Origin of the sequence: Mesorhizobium temperatum (assembly GCF_002284575.1) — a bacterium.
Taxonomy (GTDB): Bacteria; Pseudomonadota; Alphaproteobacteria; order Rhizobiales; family Rhizobiaceae; genus Mesorhizobium; species Mesorhizobium temperatum.
On sequence record NZ_NPKJ01000071.1, the window covers coordinates 1 to 17,295 of the forward strand.

Below are 17,295 nucleotides of genomic sequence, written 5' to 3' on the forward strand. Positions count from 1 at the left end.
CCATCCCGAATCTCCCTGCTGCGACCATCACCACAGAATCACCGTTCGGCTTCTGTGCAAAGGTCTCACAAGGGGAGAAGGCAGGGCGCTCAACCGCCGACCGCCACATGCGGCGCGAGCCGGCGGATCGCCGCGATCATGTCGGCGCCGGTGATGTCGAGCGAGGAGATCTCCATGTGCACGATGTTCTTGCCGAAGGGCAGCAAGAGGCCGAGCGCGTTGGCCGGCGCGTATCTGATGGCATCGGGAGGTGGCTCGGTCAGCTCGAAGCTGATCATCCCCGCGTCCTTGCCGGGGTGCACTCTGCGCACCTTCTCCCAGGGCACCAGCACGTCGCCGCCGCGCCGGTCGCGAAAGCCCCTGTCGTCGAGCACCACCTGGACGCCGGTGTCGAACGCCCCGCGCGCCAGGAACAGACCCAGCGCCAGGCAGCCAAGCGCCAGCACCGCCACCCAAAGCAGCCGCCCGGCCGGCGCGCCTGACGCAAGCCCCTTCAGCGCGAAGAAGCCGAAGATTGCCGCGATCAGGAACGGCCCGAGCGCGGGAAAGAGCTTCCCGGTGAGGCTGTTGCGGATTTCGACGGGCGCGGACATGGGCCACTCATCGGCCTGATTTCAGCAGGGTCCAGATCCAGCCGATGAAGGTGAGGACCAGAAACGGATACCCAGCGGCAGGCAAGGGCGCCGAGGTCGGCAGCAAAGGCGCGCCCCAGAGGATCAGGCCTGCCGAGACAATAAAGAGCACAGCGGCCACGACAGCAGTCAGACGCATCCACAGAGCGAAGGTTTTCGGCGCGCTGACCATGACAAGCGCAGCCGCCCAAAGCGAGATACCCCCGACATAGGAGGGAACGCTGGCCTGGAGGCCTGCGGCATTGCCGGCCAGGAGCAGGCTCTCGCCCGCGACAAAGGTCAAAAATCCGGCCGCTACGCAGTCGTTGCCCTGCCGCTGATACTTCATCGTCAGCAGAGCGGCTGCCACCACGAGTGCCACGCCGTCGATCGTCCAGAGTGTTTCGCGCAGCTCGGCGCTGTCCACGAAGGTTCCGGCAAGGCCAAAAGCGCCACCGATGGCGAGGCCGATCGCGGCGACGATGTCGGAGAAGGCAGGGTTGGCGGAACGCATTGAGATCCCCCTTCCAAGCCCAAGGATACTTCAGGAAAGGGCATTCTCCAATCGTTGGTTTTCGTGGCCTCCGGCCCTCATCCTTCGCGATTGCGGGCGCTGCTCCCTCAATCGCCCATCTTCAGCGCCTGGATAAACGCCTCCTGCGGGATATCCACCTTGCCGAACTGGCGCATCCGCTTCTTGCCCTCTTTCTGCTTGTCGAGCAGCTTGCGCTTGCGCGAGACGTCGCCGCCGTAGCATTTGGCGGTGACGTCCTTGCGCAGCGCCGAGATCGTTTCGCGGGCGATGACCTTGCCGCCGATCGCAGCCTGGATCGGGATCTTGAACAGATGGTGCGGGATCAGCTCCTTCAGCTTCTCACACATCAGCCGGCCGCGCTTTTCCGCCGCCGTGCGGTGGACCAGCATCGACAGCGCGTCGACCGGCTCCTCATTGACCAGGATCGACATTTTCACCAGGTCGCCCTCGCGATAGTCGGTCAGGTGATAGTCGAAGGAGGCGTAGCCCTTGGAGATCGACTTCAGCCGGTCGTAGAAGTCGAAGACGACCTCGTTGAGCGGCAGATCGTAGGTCAGCATGGCGCGCTTGCCGACATAGGACAGATCGGCCTGAATGCCGCGCCGGTCCTGGCAGAGTTTTAGGATGCCGCCGAGATACTCGTCCGGCGTCAGGATGGTGGCGCGGATCCACGGCTCCTCGATCGCCGCGATCTTGACCACGTCGGGCATGTCGGCCGGGTTGTGCAGTTCCTTCGTCGTGCCGTCGTTCAGAGCCAAGCGGTAGACGACCGAGGGCGCCGTGGCGATGAGGTCGAGGTTGAACTCGCGCTCCAGCCGCTCCTGGATGATTTCGAGATGTAAGAGGCCGAGGAAGCCGCAGCGATAGCCGAAGCCCAGCGCCGCACTGGTTTCCATTTCAAACGAGAAGGAAGCGTCGTTGAGGCGCAGCTTGCCGACCGCGGCGCGCAGATCCTCGAAATCGGCGGCGTCGACCGGGAACAGGCCGCAGAACACCACCGGCTGCGCCGGCTTGAAGCCGGGCAGGGCCTGCGCCGTCTGGCGCTTGTCCTCGGTGATGGTGTCGCCGACGCGGGTGTCGGCGACTTCCTTGATCGAGCCGGTGAAGAAGCCGAACTCGCCGGGCCCGAGCTCGTCGACATTGATACGGGCAGGGGTGAAGACGCCGGTGCGCTCGACCAGGTACTTGGCGCCGGTGCCCATCATGCGGATGGTCTGGCCCTTCTTCAAGACGCCGTCGATGACGCGGACCAGCACGATGACGCCGAGATAGGCGTCGTACCAGCTGTCGACCAGCATCGCCTTCAGCGGGGCGGTGATGTCGCCCTCGCGCGGCGGCGGCAATTCGTTGACGATCGCCTCCAGCACGTCGGGAATGCCGAGCCCGGTCTTGGCCGAGATCAGCACGGCGTTGGAGGCGTCGATGCCGATCACCTCCTCGACCTGCTCGCGGATGCGCTCGGGCTCGGCGGCCGGCAGGTCGACCTTGTTCAGCACCACGACGATCTCGTGGTTGTTGTCGATGGCCTGGTAGACATTGGCCAGCGTCTGCGCCTCGACGCCTTGCGAGGCATCGACGACCAGCAGCGAGCCCTCGCAGGCGGCCAGCGACCGCGACACTTCGTAGGCGAAGTCGACATGGCCGGGCGTGTCGATCAGGTTGAGGATATAGTCCTCGCCATTGTTGGCGCGGTATTTCAGCCGCACGGTCTGCGCCTTGATGGTGATGCCGCGCTCGCGCTCGATGTCCATCGAGTCCAGCACCTGCTCCTTCATGTCGCGCAGCTCCAGCCCGCCGGTGGACTGGATCAGCCGGTCGGCAAGCGTGGATTTGCCATGGTCGATATGCGCGACGATGGAGAAATTGCGGATGTTCTTGATCGGCGTGGTCATGTCGCGCGCTTTAGCAGGGGCAGCTTGCCCGGGCAAGCGGCGGGCGCGTGCCCAGGGCAATCGCTTCAGGTTTGCGCTTACCCGCCTGTGTTTCCAGCGCTGGCGGCTAGCGAAAGCCGAAGCAGCATCCATCGGTGCCGGCCATTTCCCGGTCTCGTCCGGTGTCGATAAATGACCACACAGCTATGCAAGGCTCGCATCCTTCCGAACTCACGAAAGGACAAACCAATGGCGAGCAAGCTGGTTTGGGGCATTCTCGGTGGGGTGGTGCTGGGGGCCGCGTTCGGCAATGTGGGCGGCAACACCGGGATCTGGATTGCCGTTTGTATCGCGGCCGGTGCTGTCGCGGCCGGCCTATGGTACTACATGGACACGCGGCGCCAGGGCTGAGCGCAGGCGGCCGAAGACGCCGTTGTTCGCGGCATCGCGCCGGCAGCAAACGAAGGTAGACGATCACGAAGCGGTGATCGCTGTAACGAACCGCATTGCGGCGCCGAAGTGTGGACATGACGGCGCTTCACGCCCGTCGCAGCGGAGGACAGCCGATGATCGGATCAAGAGCCAAACGCAGCAGAAGCGTGATGCAATCAAGCGCAGGCGCGGTCCTTGTAGGGCTCGCCGCTGCTCTGTTTTCGGCAACCGGCGCGGCCGGCCAGCCGCTCACCGTGGTCGAGCTGTTCACCAGCCAGGGCTGTTCGTCCTGCCCGCCGGCCAACGCCAATCTGATCAAGGTCAGGGACCGCCCAGGCGTGCTGGCGCTCTCCTTCAACGTCACCTACTGGGACTATCTCGGCTGGAAGGACACTTTCGGCAGAGAGGAATTCACCCAGCGCCAGGTCCGCTACGAACCGTCGCTCGGCCGTTCGGGTCCGTTCACGCCGCAAGTGGTGGTCAATGGCAATGCCGATGCGGTCGGCGCCCGGCCCGGCGAGATCGAGCAGCTGATTGCGAGCAGCGGCCGCGCGAAAGGACCCTCGCTGTCGCTCGACGGCGGCAAGATCGCCATCGGCGCCGGCCCGGTGTCAGGCGGCAAGGCCGATATCTGGCTGGTGCGCTACCGGCAAGGTGTTATCGAAGTGCCGGTGGCGCGCGGCGAAAACACCGGACGCACGCTGCCGCACGCCAATGTCGTGCATTCCCTCTCCAGGCTTGGCGCCTGGACCGGCGATGCCCTCGCGCTGCCGCTGCCGGCACCGCCGAGCGGGCTCAGCACCGCAGTGCTGGTGCAGGTGCCAGATGGCGGACCGATCCTGGCCGCCGCGACGAACTAGAATCCAAAGATCTGCGCAACGCCGCATGAGCGGCGCCGCACCTACCGGCCGCATCAGCGTGCCACCCAGAGGAGACCACCATGACCAACTTCACCCGCCTGACGCTGCCGGTGCTCGCCTTCGCGCTTTGCTCGACGGCGCTTTTCGCCGGCGGCACTACCCGCGCCGAAGATGCGATGAAGCCCGCGGACCCGATGGCCACGGATGCCATGGCCACCGACGCGATGAAGCCGGCCGACCCGATGGCCGCCGAGAAGATAAAGGACTGCATGGTCAAGGCAGCCATGGAAACGGACGTGATGAAGAAGGATGAGGCAACGAAAGCCTGCGACGCGATGGGCATGGCCAAGTAGGTTTCGGGGCCATCCCTGCTCGTTCCTGTCGAGATCAGGGACAGGCCCTTGCGGCCCGGCGCGGGGGCAACCCTGCGCCTGCGCAGCATTCCAGATACGCACGGCCCGAACTATGCGCGGCCCGAACTACGCACGGCAATGTGAAACGCCGGCGGACTTATATGTTCTATAGTCAAAACACCATCATGGGAGATCCGACATGACCGGTATTCGAGAACCCGTTGCGAGGCGGTCGATGAACTTCGCCAGGGGCGCGCTTGCGGCGCTGATGCTCGCGGCGGCCAGCGCCGCCTTGTGGCAGACGCCGGCAAGCTCGGCCGAGGAGGCGGTGGTGATCCCGCCGCCGGCGATGGACGAGAAACCCGCCGCCAGCACCGCGAAGGCGGTCTTCGCCGGTGGCTGCTTCTGGGGCGTGCAAGGCGTGTTCCAGCACGTCAAGGGCGTGACCAGCGCCGTCTCCGGCTACGCCGGCGGCGACAAGGACACTGCCGTCTACGAGACGGTCGGCACCGGCCGGACCGGGCACGCCGAAGCCGTCGAGATCACCTACGAGCCGACAGAGGTGACCTACGGCCAGTTGCTGCAGGTGTATTTCTCGGTCGCGCACAACCCGACGCAGCTGAACTATCAGGGTCCGGACCGCGGCCCGCAATACCGTTCGACGATCTTTGCCGAAAACGATGCCCAGAAGAAGATCGCCGAGACCTACATCGCCCAGCTCGACAAGGCCAAGGTATTTCCGGAGCCGATCGTGACCACGCTGGAGACCGGCAAACCATTCTATCCGGCCGAAGACTATCACCAGGACTTTTTGACGCTGAACCCGACCTACCCCTACATCGTCTACAACGACCTGCCCAAGGTCGAGAATCTGAAGCGGCTATTCCCCAGCCTTTACAGCGACAAGCCGGTGCTGGTGCTGGCCACCAACAAGAGCTGATCTTTTGCCAGCGTGTACTTGGTGCGTCCAAGTGGACGCACGGCGGCGTAAGGTGTGTTGAGATTCGGGCTAGGCCGAGCCGAAAATGGTGGATTCTGAGAACCGGAACGGAGCGTGCTTTCGGGTACGCGAGTACCGGAAGCGCAGGAAGCCGCCGTTTGCAGGCCGGCATCACCTGAATATCAATATACCTTATTGCACGCCCAGAAACTGCCGGAGCTCCGGCGTCCTGGGGTTGGCGAAGACGTCCTCGGGGGCGCCGATCTCGTGGACGCGGCCCTGATGCATGAAGACGACGCGCGAGCAGACGTCGCGGGCGAAGCGCATCTCGTGGGTGACCATCACCAACGTCATGCCTTCCGCGGCCAATTCCTTGACGACGGCCAGCACTTCGGCGACGAGTTCGGGGTCGAGCGCTGAGGTGATCTCGTCGCATAGCAGCGCGATGGGCTGCATGGCGAGCGCTCGAGCGATCGCCACGCGCTGCTGCTGGCCGCCGGACAGTTCGTCCGGCAATGCGTCGAACTTGTGGGCGAGACCGACGCGGTCGAGCATTTTTCGCGCGACCGCCTCGGCGTCCTTTTTCGGCGTCTTCTTCACCACCATCTGCGACAGCATGACATTGCCGCCGGCCGTGAGATGCGGGAACAGGTTGAATTGCTGAAAGATCATGCCGACCTTCAGGCGCAACGCCTTGAGATGAACCTCGTCGGGCAGGAACTGGGCGCCGGCGACGACGATCGAACCTTCATCGATGGTCTCCAGCCCGTTGATGCAGCGCAGCAGCGTCGACTTGCCCGAACCGCTCTTGCCGATGATGGCGACGACCTCGCCCGGCGCGACGTCGATTGAAATCCCCTTCAGCACCTCGTTGTCGCCGAAGCGCTTCTTCACCTCAGTGATTGCGATGAGCGACATTGAGCTTCCTTTCCAGGAGCTGGCTGGATTTCGACAGCGGCCAGCACAAAGCAAAATAGATGAGCGCGACCAGGCCATAGACGGTGAACGGCTGGAACGTGGCGTTGGTGACGATCGAACCGGCCTTCGATAATTCGACGAAGCCGATGATCGAGGTGAGCGCGGTGCCTTTCACCACCTGCACCGAGAAGCCGACGGTCGGCGGCACCGCCACTTTCAGCGCCTGCGGCAGGATGACGTAGCGCATCTGCTGGAGGTAACCCATGCCGAGGCTGGCGGACGCCTCCCACTGGCCCTTGGCGATGCTCTCGACGCAGCCGCGCCAGATTTCGGCGAGGAAGGCGGCGGTCCACAGGATGAGCGCGACACAAGCGGCAAGCCAGGCGGGAACGTCGATGCCGAACAGGCCAAGGCCGAAGAAAGCGAGAAAAAGCTGCATCAGGAGCGGCGTGCCCTGAAACAGCTGGATGTAGCCGCGTGACAGCAGCCGCGCCCAACGCTGGCCGCCGATGCGCAGGAAAAGCAGGGCCGCCCCGACAATGCCGCCGCCGATGAAGGAGACCAGCGAGAGGACAACGGTCCAGCGGGCGGCCAGAAGCAGATTACGCAGGATGTCCCAGAAGCTGAACTCGGTCATGGCGCATGTCTCATCGCGACGCCTTCCTTGGGAACAGCATCCAGCCCAGGCCGGCCAGCAGCTGGCGCAGCAGGATGGCGAGGGCCAGGTAGATCAAGGTGGAGACGGTGTAGGTTTCGAAGGCCCTGAAATTGCGCGACTGGATAAAGTTGGCGGCGAAGGTCAGGTCCTCGGCGGCAATCTGCGAAACGACGGCCGAACCTAGCATGACGATGACGATCTGCGACGACAGCGCAGGCCAGATGCGCTGCAGCGCCGGGACCAGAACCACATACCAGAAGGCCTGGAACGGGGTCATGGCGAGACTCGCGCCAGCCTCGAACTGGCCACGTGGCGTGGCCTGGATGCCGGCGCGGATGATCTCGCAGCTATAGGCGCCGAGGTTCACGATCATGGCGAGGTTGGCCGCGCTCAGTTCCGACATCCTGATGCCAAGCGACGGCAGGCCGAAGAAGATGAAGAACAGCTGGATCAGAAAGGGCGTGTTGCGGATCAGCTCGACATAGGCCGCGACGACGGGCTTTAGCCATTTCGGCCCGAGTGCGCGCACCCAGGCGCAGGCAATGCCCAATGCCACGCCGAACACCGCGCCGATCAGGATGAGCTGCACGGTGATCCGAATGCCCTTGAACAGCACCGGCAGAGACTCGATCAGCCAGCCGAAATCGAACTGATAGGTCATGGCTTGCTACCTGACCTAAACCACACGCGGCGGGCGGCGATCACAGATCAGCCGGCAGGTCCACCTTCAGCCATTTTTGCGAAATCGTGTTGAGGGCGCCGTCGGACCTGGCAGCGGCGATGATGCCGTTGATCTTGGCCATCAGCGCCGGCTGCTCCTTATTCATGCCGATGTAGCAAGGCGAGTTCTTGATCAGGAATTTGAGCTCCGGCCGCTTGGGTGGGTTCTTTTCGAGGATGGCGGCGGCGACGACATTCCCGGTTGCGATCACCTCGACCTGGCCCGAAAGGAAAGCCGAAATAGTGCCGTTGTTGTCCTCGTAGCGCTTGATCTCGACGCTTGCGGGGACGACCTTGGTGAGCTCGAGGTCTTCGATCGCGCCGCGGGTGACGCCAACGGTCTTGCCAGCAAGGTCTTCCGCCTTCGCGACCGCGACGTCCGCCGGAGCGAACACGCCATTGTAGAAGGGAGCGTAGGCTTCGGAAAAGTCGATGACCTTCTCGCGATCGGGATTCTTGCCGAGGCTGGAGATGACCAGGTCGACCTTGTTGGTCTGAAGATAGGGAATGCGGTTGGCGCTGGTGACCGGGACGATCTCGACCTTGGCGCCGAGCTTTTCGCCAATCAGATTGGCGATATCGATGTCGTAGCCTTGCGGCGTCATGTCGGCGCCGACACTTCCGAAGGGTGGGAAATCCTGTGGGACGGCGATGCGGATGGTGCCCCGCGCCCCGATGTCGCTCAAGGCGTCAGCCCGCGCCTGCGGGAACGGAGCCATGGCGATTCCAGCCACGGCGGCGAAGGCCAGCATGCATACATTGCGACGGTTCATTATTTTTCCCTTTGACTGAACAAAACCGATTGGTCGTCAGGGAAAGCAACAGACATGCCAAACCATCGAAATCAGCGCGAATCAGGCTTTCCCAGTAGGATTGGGAAGGCCGTCTTCACGATCCAATGCCGCCCGACCAGCAGGCTGCCTAAATATTGTGCAGTGCGGCGGTTGCCTGTCAGTCGTAGGTCAGATCCGTCGCCTTGCCGCCGAACACGCGGTAGGCATAAAACGAATAGAAAATGATGATCGGCAGCACGACCACCGTGCCGGCCAGGATGATGGCGAGGCTTTCAGGCGCGGACGCCGCCTGCCAGATGGTCAGCCTGTCGGGCACGACGAAGGGATAGAACGACCAGGCGAGCCCGGCAAAGCCCAGCGTGAAGATGGCGGCCAGCGTCAAGAACGGCGTCAGCGCATGGCGGTCGTCCGTCTTAGGCAGTTGGAAGGTCTGCCGCCACAGCCACGCGAACAGTACCGCCGACAGGATCGGCAGCGGCGACAGGTAGAGCATGGCGGGCCAGACGAACCATTTGTCGAAGATGCGCGGACTGGCGAGCGGCGTGGCCAGCGAGACGGCGACCATGCCGAGCGCGGTCAGCACCAGCGCCCGGCGCAGCCAGAGCACCGCCTTCTTCTGCAATTCGCCGTCCGTCTTGTAGATGACCCAGGCCGCGCCCATCGCCGCATAGGCGGCGGCAAGACAGAGCGCCACCAGCGCGCCGAAGGCCATGCCGCCGAGGCCGACATCCAGGCCGAGCACATAGATCCCCAGCATGTAGCCCTGCGCCAGCGAGGCGATGACCGAGCCCAGGAAGAAGATGCGGTTCCAGCGATGCTTCCGGCCGGCCGGCACCTTGGCACGGAAATCGAAGGCAACGCCGCGCAGGATCAAGCCGACAAGGAGCAGGAAGACCGGAATGTAGAGCGCGGTGAGGATGGTGCCGTGCGCCAGCGGGAAGGCGACCAGCAGCAGGCCGACGGCCAGCACCAGCCAGGTCTCGTTGGCGTCCCAGAACGGGCCTATTGCCGCGATCATCGTGTCCTGCTCGGCGTCCTCGGCAGCCGCGAACAGGATGCCGATGCCGAGATCGAAGCCGTCGAGGATAACGTAGATCAGGATGGCAAGGCCCATCAGGCCGGCGAAGATGAGGGGGAGCAATGTCGGCCAGTCGAGGGTCATCACCATTCCTCCTATTTCGCCGCCGGCTGCGACAGCGGCGCGTCGAGAACGCCCGGCAGCGGCGAGGTATCGCCGTCCTTCGCCGCCTTCAGCGCCAGATAGACCAGCACGCCGAGATAGGCGGTCAGAAGCAGCGCATAGAGGATGAGATAGACCGCAAGCGACAGCGCGACCTGGCTGCCGGCGACCGGGCCGACGGCATCGACGGTCCTGAGCACGCCGGCGACCAGCCAGGGCTGGCGGCCGATCTCGGTGGTGTACCAGCCGGCCAGCGTCGCCAGCCAGCCGGACAGCGCCAATGGCACCATCACCAGCGCCAGCGGTTTCGGCAGGCTGTGGCGGCGCTTGAGGAAAAAGGCGGCCGACCAGGAGACGACGAGCATCAGGACGCCGGTGCCGACCATGATGCGGAAAGCCCAGAACACCGGGAAGACCGGCGGGTGGTTGCCGGCATAGTCGTTCAGCCCCGGCACGACGCCACTGGCGCTGTGCCTGAGGATGAGGCTGGCGCCGTCGGGGATGGCGACTTCGAATTTGTTCTCCCTTGCCGCCTCGTCGGGAAGCGCGAAGAGGACCAGCGGCACATTGGGGCCGGTGTTCCAGTTGGCCTCCATGGCGGCGATCTTCTGCGGCTGGTGTTCCAGCGTGTTGAGGCCATGCTGGTCGCCGGCGAAGATCTGGATGGGGATCAGGATCGCCGCGGTGAAGACACCGGTGCGCAATGCCTTCCACATCGATTCCGAGCGGTCGCCATAGAGATAGCGCAGCGCCGACAGGCCGGCGATCAGGAACGAGACCGTCAGGCCGGAGGCAATCAGCATGTGGACGAGCCGGTAAGGCATGGACGGATTGAAGACGATCGCCCACCAGTCGGTGGCGTGGGCGACGCCGTTGCGCATCTCGAAGCCGACCGGCGTCTGCATCCATGAATTGAGCGCGATGATCCAGAAGGCGGACAGGGTGGTGCCGCCGGCCACCAGCACGGTTGCCAGGGTGTGGATGCGATTGGAGACGCGGCGGAAGCCGAACAGCATGATGCCGAGGAATGCCGCCTCGAGGAAGAAGGCGGTGAGGATCTCATAGGCGAGCAGCGGGCCGGCTATGTTGCCGACGGTCTCCATGTAACCCGGCCAGTTGGTGCCGAACTGGAAGCTCATGGTGACGCCTGAAACCACGCCCATGGCAAAGGACAGCGCGAACACCTTCACCCAGGTAAAATAGGCGCGCATCCAGGCGGAATCGCCAGTGGCGTTGTAGCGAAGCTTGAAGAACAGCAGCACCCAGCCAAGCGCAATGGTGATAGCCGGAAACAGGATATGGAACGAGATGTTCGCGCCGAATTGGATGCGCGAAAGGATGAGCGGGTCCATGGTGGGCTCCGGCTGCTGCTATGTCAGGGAAGATAGGCCGGATGCGCCGACCGGTCAAAGCGGCGTGGCGTCACGCGAGGCGGAACGCCGCAGGACCGCGGCAGCGGTGGATGCGTCTTCACATACCGATGTCCAGAACTGTCAGGAGTGCCATTGACTTCCGGCGGCGCGCACCGACATTCAGCGGACTAAAATCAACAGACCTCCTTTCAAGCAGCCGTTTTTCAGCCATGCCATCCATCATTTCCATTTCCGGGGTCACCAAGACCTACGCCACCGGTTTCAAGGCGCTGAAGGAGATCAACCTTGATATCGAGCGCGGCGAGATCTTTGCGCTGCTCGGGCCGAACGGCGCCGGCAAGACGACGCTGATCTCGATTGTCTGCGGTATCGTCAACCGCTCGTCGGGCACGGTCACCGTGGACGGCAACGACATCAGCCGGGATTATCGCACCGCGCGCAGCCTGATCGGGCTGGTGCCGCAGGAACTGACCATCGACGCGTTCGAGAGCGTATGGGCGACGGTCAACTACAGCCGCGGCCTGTTCGGCAAGCCGGCCGACCACGCCTTCGTCGAGAAAGTACTGCGTGACCTGTCGTTGTGGGACAAGAAAGACGCCAAGGCGATCACCCTGTCCGGCGGCATGAAGCGGCGGCTGATGATCGCCAAGGCGCTGTCGCACGAACCAAGGGTGTTGTTCCTCGACGAGCCGACAGCCGGCGTCGACGTCGAGCTGCGCCAGGACATGTGGGCGATGGTGCGCCGGCTGCGCGAGGATGGCGTCACCATCATCCTGACGACGCACTATATCGAGGAGGCCGAAGCGATGGCCGACCGCGTCGGCGTCATCAATCGCGGTGAGATCGTGCTGGTCGAGGACAAGGCCGAACTGATGCGCACGCTTGGCCGCAAACGGCTGTTGCTGGCGCTGCGCAGTCCGCTCGCCAGCATACCGGCGACGTTTTCGCGCTACGCGCTGGAGCTTTCACCGGACGGCAGTCAACTGACTTACACCTATGACAACCAGAGCGAACGGCCGGGCGTCGCCTCGCTGCTCCGCGATCTTGAGACGGCCGGCATCCAGTTTCGCGATATCGACACGCAAAACAGCTCGCTCGAGGAGATCTTCGTCAAACTGGTTAGGAGGGACGCATGAACCTGCGAGCCGTCTGGGCGATCTACAAGATGGAAATGGCGCGCGCCTTCCGGACCGTGCTGCAGAGCATTGTTTCGCCGGTCATCTCGACATCGCTCTATTTCGTCGTCTTCGGCTCGGCGATCGGCTCGCGCATCACCGAGATCGACGGCATCAGCTACGGCGCCTTCATCGTGCCGGGGCTGATCATGCTGTCGCTGCTGACGCAGTCGATCTCCAACGCCTCCTTCGCCATCTATTTCCCGAAATTCGTCGGCTCGATCTACGAATTGCTGTCGGCGCCGGTGTCCTATCTGGAGATCATCATTGCCTATGTCGGGGGTGCGGCGACCAAGTCGATCATCCTCGGCCTGATCATCCTGGCGACCGCGGCGCTGTTCGTGCCGCTGACCATCGAGCATCCGTTCTGGATGCTCGCCTTCCTGGTGCTGACGGCGGTGACCTTCAGCCTGTTCGGTTTCATCATCGGCATCTGGGCGAGAAGCTTCGAGCAACTGCAGCTGGTGCCGCTGCTGATCATCACGCCGCTGACCTTCCTTGGCGGCAGCTTCTATTCGATCGACATGCTGCCCGGCATCTGGCGCACAGTGACGCTGTTCAACCCCGTCCTCTATCTGGTCAGCGGCTTTCGCTGGAGCTTCTACGGCAAGTCCGACGTCTCGATCGGCATCAGCCTCGGCATGACCGTCGTTTTCCTGTTTATCTGCATAGCGATCGTCGCGTGGATCTTCAGGACCGGCTACCGGCTGCGGACCTGACGGATTGGCTGAGGGCAATCGCTGCCTCCCAGTCCTGCAACCGGGCATCCGCAGGGGCCGGCAGGATCAGCCGCGTATCCACACCGACACGATTGACCCGGTATCCAAGCCCGGCCAGCACGCGCGCCGTCTGATCGCCGATCTGCACGAACCAGGGTTACCGGCGGCCTCAACGAAACGCCTGATATAGTCGGGCCGATCGGGTGGGTGAACCACGGGGTCGCCGAGCGCGAAATGGTGCTTCATCTTGGTGCCGAAGGCGATGTAGCCGGGCGGCGGTCGAATAGGCGAGCGAAAAATCGCCATGCCGGCGGACCAACGCCAAGGCGTTCGACATGGGTCAGCTCCCGCCGGGAGACCTTGGGCGCGGCGCCCTCGAGCAACCGGTCGAAATGAATGCGCAAGGAGGGCACTGTCGAGATTCCGCGTGCCGCGCTTCGTTATCAGGGAATACCCGCCAGCCCGCGGGCTTCGAATCACTGGTGGCAGCGAGAATTGAACGGAAGCCCTGCCAATTGGGCATAAATTGGCAATTGGGCATAAAAAGGAGGCGCTTCGGTCGAGCCAAAACCCCTCCTCCACGATTTACCGGCGTGGACCTGGGGTGAGATGAGCTAGACCGCGATTTTGCCACCGCCCTGTTTGGTGATGGCGACGACCGACGGCCGCACCGGCATATCGGGCTTGAAGTCGGGCCAGCGGGTCGACGGGTCCTCGTAGTAAGAGGGACGGCCAAAAGCCTCCCAGTCTTCGCCGCCATCGGCCGGATGCTGGACCGCGACGAAAGCGGTCTGGTCGTCGGGCGTGAATAGCGGGCCGCACAGTTCAGCACCGATCGGCACGCGGAAGAACAGCTTTGATGTCGCCCGCGCCTCGCCTTCGGTGTCGACCGCCCACAGGCCGTCGGTGCGGCCGGTGGCCTTCGGACCCTGGCCATCGGTCGAGACCCAGAGCCGGCCGGCTGAATCGATGGCGCAATTGTCCGGCATGCCGAACCAGCCATTGGCGGTGGTCGCGGTCGAGAAGGTGGCGCCGACTTCGGCCACAGCGGGATCACCGCATTTCAGCAGCACTTCCCACTTGCCCTTGGTGGCAGTGAAATCACCGCCGTCCTCGACGATCTCGATGATATGGCCGAAGGCGTTTTCGGCGCGCGGGTTGGCGGCGTCGGCCTGCTCGGCCTTGCGCTTCGAATTATTGGTCAACATCAGATAGACCTTGCCATTGGTGGCATTGGGCTGGACGTCCTCGGGGCGATCCATCTTGGTGGCGCCGAGCAGGTCGGCGGCGCGGCGCGTCTCGATCAGCACGTCGGCCTGGCTGGCAAAGCCGTTCTCGGCGGTCAGCGGCCCCTGGCCAAAGACGACCGGCAGCCATTCGAGCGACCCGTCCTCGGCGAATTTGGCGACATAAAGCGTGCCGTCGTCGAGAAGATCCATGTTGGCGGCGCGGTCCTCGGCGTTGAACTTGCCGGCCGTGACGAATTTATAGACATAGTCGAAGCGCTCGTCGTCGCCGAGATAGAAGACGACACGGCCATCCTTGGCGACGATCGATTCAGCGCCCTCATGCTTGAAGCGGCCCATGGCAGTGCGCTTCCTTGGCACCGAGGTCGGATCGTTGACGTCGACCTCGACGATCCAGCCGAAGCGATTCGGCTCGTTCGGCTCCTTGCCGATGTCGAAGCGGTCGTAGTGCGCCGCCCACTCATAGGCGCCTTCGGGAATACCCAGGCGCTTGTGGTTGGCGGCTTCCTTGTGGCCTTCCGGCAGTTCGCCCGAGAAATAGCCGTGTATGTTTTCCTCGGCCATGACATAGGTGCCCCAGGGCGTGACGCCGCCGGCACAATTGTTGACGGTGCCGATGGCCTTCGTGCCGGTCGGATCGGCACTGGTCTTGACGCGGTCGTGGCCGGCGACGGGGCCGGACAGTGCCATCTCGGTGTTAGAGGTTATGCGGCGATTGAGCTTGCCGTCGCGCACTACTTGCCATTTGCCTGACACCTTGCGGATCTCGACGATGGTGCCGCCATGCGCGGCCATCTCGATATCGACCTGTTCCTTACTCAGCGGCGCCTGCTTGGCGGCCTCGCCCTCGACGATAGTGACGAGGCCCGGAAACATCAGATGCGGGTTGGTGTATTCGTGGTTGACCACCAGCAGGCCATGCTCGGCCGAGCCGTCGAGCGGGATGTAGCCGACATAGTCGTTGTTGTAGCCAAACTGTCTTTCCTGGGCCTGCGCCGACTGTTTTGTCGGATCGAATTCCGGCGAATCGGCAAACAGTGGATCGCCCCAGCGCAACAGCACGTCGGCGTCATAGCCGGCGGCGACATGGTGCTTGTCGTCGACGCCCGCCTCGACCTCGTCGAAGGTGAAGGCCGAGCCGCCGTTGGCGCGGGCATCGTCGGCGAGGATCAGCGCCAACGGGCTGACGGTGACGGCGATGGCGGTCGCCGCGAGCGATCCCTGCAGGAAACCACGGCGCGAGAAACGCGCGGCGATGATCTCGCCCATCGTCTGGTTGTCGGTGGGATTGGCACCTGGCCCATCGTTTTCCTCAAGCAGGCTGGTGCGGAAATGGGCGTCGGGGGAGCGATGTTCAGTCATGGGGGCTTGCCTCTGGCTTCTTGGGATGGCTGGAGCGTCTTGCTTGACTGACCGCCTATCGCGAGCAGATCACAGTTTGATGACGTTGCCGGCCAATTTCCAGCCTCGATTTCGTGTCCATGATCAGCCTCGCTTGACCGCGACCCGAGCTTCGGAAACAAGATCTGCGGCAGGCGCGGAAGGACCGCGTCGAGAGGGACAAAAAGTGAGTTTCTGGGGACTGGGGCAGCTCGGCATTTCGACGGTGATCTTCCTGCTGGCGGCGACGGCGGCCAAGCAATGGGGACTGGCGCCGAGCCTCGGCAAGATCGTTTTGACGCTGGCGCTCTATTCGGCGGGCAATCTGATAATGCTGAGGCTGATCCGTGAATTCGGCATGTCGGTGTCGTTCAGCCTGTCGGCGGTGATCCAGCTGGTGTCGGTGAACGTGGTAGCACTGGTGTTCTTCGGCGAGCGCGTCAATGCGTTGCAGGCGACCGGCATCGTGCTCGCCGTCGCTGCTGTGGCGCTGATCACACTCGGACCCTATCTGCAAAAACTGTAATTGCGCATGACCCCGAAAATCGGAATCGATTTCGCTGGGGATCATGCGCGAAAATTAAAGTGCTACAGCGTCCTTTGCGCGTCAAAAGGACGCGCGGCGCTGTAGGACGATTGGGCCGATGAAGAATACCGCAAGCAAGCTGCTCAACTGGATCGAATTCCCGGTGCTGCTGGCCGGACTGGTCATCGCCGGCGGACTGTGGGGGTTCGAGGAACTGATGGAGGTGGCGCGAGACACTACGCCGCACGCCTTCGACACGGAAATCCTGCTCGCCTTCCGTGAAGCCGGCCAGCCCGACAATCCGATCGGACCGCCGTGGCTGGAAGGGGCGATGCGCGACATCACCAGCCTCGGCAGTGCCAGTGTGCTGGTGCTGATGACGGCGGCGGTGATCGTCTATCTGCTGCTGATCCACAGGCCGGGACCAGCGTTTCTCGTTTTCGTAGCAGTGGCGGGCGGGCAGGCCCTGTCGAGCACGCTGAAGCTCGGGATCGACCGGCCGCGCCCCGATCTGGTCTCGCATCTCGCCGACGTGGCATCGCTTTCGTTTCCGAGCGGCCACGCGATGCTGTCGGCGGTGACATATTTGACGCTGGGCAGCATGGCGTCGCGCTTCCTGCCTGGGCGAACGACCAAGGTCTATGTGCTGGCACTGGCGGTGCTGACCACCCTGCTGGTCGGCATCAGCCGCGTCTATCTCGGCGTTCATTGGCCATCCGACGTGCTGGCCGGCTGGTGCGCCGGCTTCGCCTGGGCGATGCTGTGCTGGCTGGCCGCATGGGCGCTGCAGCGATGGCGCGGGCAGACCGACGGCGGCTGAACCGGCTGGTCAGAACGACGCTGTGTCGGTCAAATCAGCGTGTTGACGAGCTCATGCCCGCAACCTGCCAGCAGGAAAAACCGTCGACACCAAGAACGTCGATCTCATCAAAGCCTTGAAAACTCTCAACTGCTTAATCCCTTTGAATTTCGATTGCTGAAAATTGAAGACCGCCGTGGCTAT

Annotated in this window: 19 protein-coding genes; 8 read left to right on the forward strand and 11 right to left on the reverse strand. The window is 63.4% G+C overall.

From position 1 onward, the window contains the following. Nucleotides 1–89 precede the first annotated feature (89 nt). The 3 genes from CIT26_RS29740 to lepA form a co-directional block, all read right to left on the reverse strand. Complete coding sequence (locus tag CIT26_RS29740; protein ID WP_095495879.1) at nucleotides 90–593, reverse strand: hypothetical protein; 504 nt, start codon at nucleotides 591–593, stop codon at nucleotides 90–92. Between the two features lie 7 nt (nucleotides 594–600). Next, entirely contained in the window at nucleotides 601–1,125 is a 525-nt protein-coding gene (locus CIT26_RS36835; RefSeq protein WP_167391573.1) for a hypothetical protein, read from the reverse strand. A gap of 107 nt (nucleotides 1,126–1,232) precedes the next feature. Next, entirely contained in the window at nucleotides 1,233–3,038 is a 1,806-nt protein-coding gene (gene lepA / locus CIT26_RS29750; RefSeq protein WP_095495880.1) for a translation elongation factor 4, read from the reverse strand. A gap of 228 nt (nucleotides 3,039–3,266) precedes the next feature. Here lepA and CIT26_RS36840 point away from each other — a divergent pair, with 228 nt between their 5' ends. The 4 genes from CIT26_RS36840 to msrA all read left to right on the forward strand — a co-directional run bounded on the left by CIT26_RS36840 (nucleotide 3,267) and on the right by msrA (nucleotide 5,602). Further along, entirely contained in the window at nucleotides 3,267–3,428 is a 162-nt protein-coding gene (locus tag CIT26_RS36840; RefSeq protein WP_167391574.1) for a hypothetical protein, read from the forward strand. A 191-nt stretch (nucleotides 3,429–3,619) separates the two neighbouring features. Beyond that, the gene (locus CIT26_RS29760; protein WP_095495961.1) at nucleotides 3,620–4,309 is read left to right on the forward strand and encodes a DUF1223 domain-containing protein; all 690 of its coding nucleotides are present in this window, start codon (nucleotides 3,620–3,622) and stop codon (nucleotides 4,307–4,309) included. A gap of 80 nt (nucleotides 4,310–4,389) precedes the next feature. Further along, a complete protein-coding gene (locus CIT26_RS29765; RefSeq protein WP_095495882.1) occupies nucleotides 4,390–4,662 on the forward strand; it encodes a hypothetical protein in 273 nt (90 codons plus the stop codon). A 199-nt stretch (nucleotides 4,663–4,861) separates the two neighbouring features. Then, on the forward strand, nucleotides 4,862–5,602 hold the full coding sequence (gene msrA / locus CIT26_RS29770; RefSeq protein WP_095495883.1) for a peptide-methionine (S)-S-oxide reductase MsrA: 741 nt from the start codon (nucleotides 4,862–4,864) through the stop codon (nucleotides 5,600–5,602). A 192-nt stretch (nucleotides 5,603–5,794) separates the two neighbouring features. Here msrA and CIT26_RS29775 read toward each other — a convergent pair whose 3' ends face one another. From CIT26_RS29775 to CIT26_RS38370, 7 genes are all read right to left on the reverse strand, one after another. Next, nucleotides 5,795–6,520, reverse strand: a complete 726-nt coding sequence (locus CIT26_RS29775; RefSeq protein WP_095495884.1) for an amino acid ABC transporter ATP-binding protein — start codon at nucleotides 6,518–6,520, stop codon at nucleotides 5,795–5,797. Beyond that, a complete protein-coding gene (locus CIT26_RS29780) occupies nucleotides 6,498–7,157 on the reverse strand; it encodes an amino acid ABC transporter permease (protein WP_095495885.1) in 660 nt (219 codons plus the stop codon). The genes CIT26_RS29775 and CIT26_RS29780 overlap by 23 nt, the downstream gene beginning before the upstream one ends. Before the next feature lie 10 nt (nucleotides 7,158–7,167). Next, on the reverse strand, nucleotides 7,168–7,839 hold the full coding sequence (locus CIT26_RS29785) for an amino acid ABC transporter permease (protein ID WP_095495886.1): 672 nt from the start codon (nucleotides 7,837–7,839) through the stop codon (nucleotides 7,168–7,170). Between the two features lie 40 nt (nucleotides 7,840–7,879). Then, entirely contained in the window at nucleotides 7,880–8,650 is a 771-nt protein-coding gene (locus tag CIT26_RS29790) for a transporter substrate-binding domain-containing protein (RefSeq protein ID WP_167391579.1), read from the reverse strand. Between the two features lie 199 nt (nucleotides 8,651–8,849). Further along, nucleotides 8,850–9,854, reverse strand: a complete 1,005-nt coding sequence (locus tag CIT26_RS29795) for a cytochrome d ubiquinol oxidase subunit II (RefSeq protein WP_095495962.1) — start codon at nucleotides 9,852–9,854, stop codon at nucleotides 8,850–8,852. Nucleotides 9,855–9,865: 11 nt separating this feature from the next. Next, entirely contained in the window at nucleotides 9,866–11,224 is a 1,359-nt protein-coding gene (locus CIT26_RS29800) for a cytochrome ubiquinol oxidase subunit I (RefSeq protein ID WP_095495888.1), read from the reverse strand. Between the two features lie 118 nt (nucleotides 11,225–11,342). After that, nucleotides 11,343–11,468, reverse strand: a complete 126-nt coding sequence (locus tag CIT26_RS38370) for a hypothetical protein (protein ID WP_280178794.1) — start codon at nucleotides 11,466–11,468, stop codon at nucleotides 11,343–11,345. Between CIT26_RS38370 and CIT26_RS29805 the strand changes: the two genes are divergently transcribed. Next, nucleotides 11,455–12,381: an ABC transporter ATP-binding protein gene (locus CIT26_RS29805; RefSeq protein ID WP_095495889.1), complete on the forward strand. Its 927-nt coding sequence runs from the start codon at nucleotides 11,455–11,457 to the stop codon at nucleotides 12,379–12,381. The two genes, CIT26_RS38370 and CIT26_RS29805, sit on opposite strands and share 14 nt — an antisense overlap. Next, nucleotides 12,378–13,139, forward strand: a complete 762-nt coding sequence (locus CIT26_RS29810; RefSeq protein WP_095495890.1) for an ABC transporter permease — start codon at nucleotides 12,378–12,380, stop codon at nucleotides 13,137–13,139. Before CIT26_RS29805 ends, CIT26_RS29810 begins: the two co-directional genes overlap by 4 nt. Before the next feature lie 614 nt (nucleotides 13,140–13,753). Here the strand turns inward: CIT26_RS29810 and CIT26_RS29820 are convergent. After that, nucleotides 13,754–15,748 (reverse strand): PhoX family protein, encoded by a 1,995-nt coding sequence (locus CIT26_RS29820; protein ID WP_095495891.1) that lies wholly within the window; start codon nucleotides 15,746–15,748, stop codon nucleotides 13,754–13,756. Between the two features lie 205 nt (nucleotides 15,749–15,953). On the opposite strand from CIT26_RS29820, the gene CIT26_RS29825 reads away from it, so the two are divergent. Together CIT26_RS29825 and CIT26_RS29830 are read left to right on the forward strand one after the other, a co-directional pair. Next, nucleotides 15,954–16,292 (forward strand): hypothetical protein, encoded by a 339-nt coding sequence (locus CIT26_RS29825; protein ID WP_095495892.1) that lies wholly within the window; start codon nucleotides 15,954–15,956, stop codon nucleotides 16,290–16,292. A 118-nt stretch (nucleotides 16,293–16,410) separates the two neighbouring features. Then, nucleotides 16,411–17,112 carry a phosphatase PAP2 family protein gene (locus tag CIT26_RS29830; RefSeq protein WP_095495893.1) on the forward strand — a complete coding sequence of 234 codons (702 nt, stop codon included), beginning with the start codon at nucleotides 16,411–16,413 and terminating at the stop codon, nucleotides 17,110–17,112. The last annotated feature ends 183 nt before the right edge of the window (nucleotides 17,113–17,295 follow it).

What these genes read in the sequence shown, in the direction of transcription:
- CIT26_RS29805 (WP_095495889.1), top strand. Translation starts at nt 11,455, where the DNA reads ATGCCATCCATCATTTCCATTTCCGGGGTCACCAAGACCTACGCCACC.
- CIT26_RS29800 (WP_095495888.1), bottom strand. Translation starts at nt 11,224, where the DNA reads ATGGACCCGCTCATCCTTTCGCGCATCCAATTCGGCGCGAACATCTCG.
- CIT26_RS29780 (WP_095495885.1), bottom strand. Translation starts at nt 7,157, where the DNA reads ATGACCGAGTTCAGCTTCTGGGACATCCTGCGTAATCTGCTTCTGGCC.
- CIT26_RS36840 (WP_167391574.1), top strand. Translation starts at nt 3,267, where the DNA reads ATGGCGAGCAAGCTGGTTTGGGGCATTCTCGGTGGGGTGGTGCTGGGG.
- CIT26_RS29765 (WP_095495882.1), top strand. Translation starts at nt 4,390, where the DNA reads ATGACCAACTTCACCCGCCTGACGCTGCCGGTGCTCGCCTTCGCGCTT.
- CIT26_RS29775 (WP_095495884.1), bottom strand. Translation starts at nt 6,520, where the DNA reads ATGTCGCTCATCGCAATCACTGAGGTGAAGAAGCGCTTCGGCGACAAC.
- CIT26_RS29785 (WP_095495886.1), bottom strand. Translation starts at nt 7,839, where the DNA reads ATGACCTATCAGTTCGATTTCGGCTGGCTGATCGAGTCTCTGCCGGTG.
- CIT26_RS29790 (WP_167391579.1), bottom strand. Translation starts at nt 8,650, where the DNA reads ATGCTGGCCTTCGCCGCCGTGGCTGGAATCGCCATGGCTCCGTTCCCG.
- CIT26_RS29810 (WP_095495890.1), top strand. Translation starts at nt 12,378, where the DNA reads ATGAACCTGCGAGCCGTCTGGGCGATCTACAAGATGGAAATGGCGCGC.
- CIT26_RS36835 (WP_167391573.1), bottom strand. Translation starts at nt 1,125, where the DNA reads ATGCGTTCCGCCAACCCTGCCTTCTCCGACATCGTCGCCGCGATCGGC.
- CIT26_RS29740 (WP_095495879.1), bottom strand. Translation starts at nt 593, where the DNA reads ATGTCCGCGCCCGTCGAAATCCGCAACAGCCTCACCGGGAAGCTCTTT.
- CIT26_RS29795 (WP_095495962.1), bottom strand. Translation starts at nt 9,854, where the DNA reads ATGACCCTCGACTGGCCGACATTGCTCCCCCTCATCTTCGCCGGCCTG.
- CIT26_RS29820 (WP_095495891.1), bottom strand. Translation starts at nt 15,748, where the DNA reads ATGACTGAACATCGCTCCCCCGACGCCCATTTCCGCACCAGCCTGCTT.
- CIT26_RS29760 (WP_095495961.1), top strand. Translation starts at nt 3,620, where the DNA reads ATGCAATCAAGCGCAGGCGCGGTCCTTGTAGGGCTCGCCGCTGCTCTG.
- msrA (WP_095495883.1), top strand. Translation starts at nt 4,862, where the DNA reads ATGACCGGTATTCGAGAACCCGTTGCGAGGCGGTCGATGAACTTCGCC.
- CIT26_RS29830 (WP_095495893.1), top strand. Translation starts at nt 16,411, where the DNA reads ATGAAGAATACCGCAAGCAAGCTGCTCAACTGGATCGAATTCCCGGTG.
- CIT26_RS38370 (WP_280178794.1), bottom strand. Translation starts at nt 11,468, where the DNA reads ATGATGGATGGCATGGCTGAAAAACGGCTGCTTGAAAGGAGGTCTGTT.
- lepA (WP_095495880.1), bottom strand. Translation starts at nt 3,038, where the DNA reads ATGACCACGCCGATCAAGAACATCCGCAATTTCTCCATCGTCGCGCAT.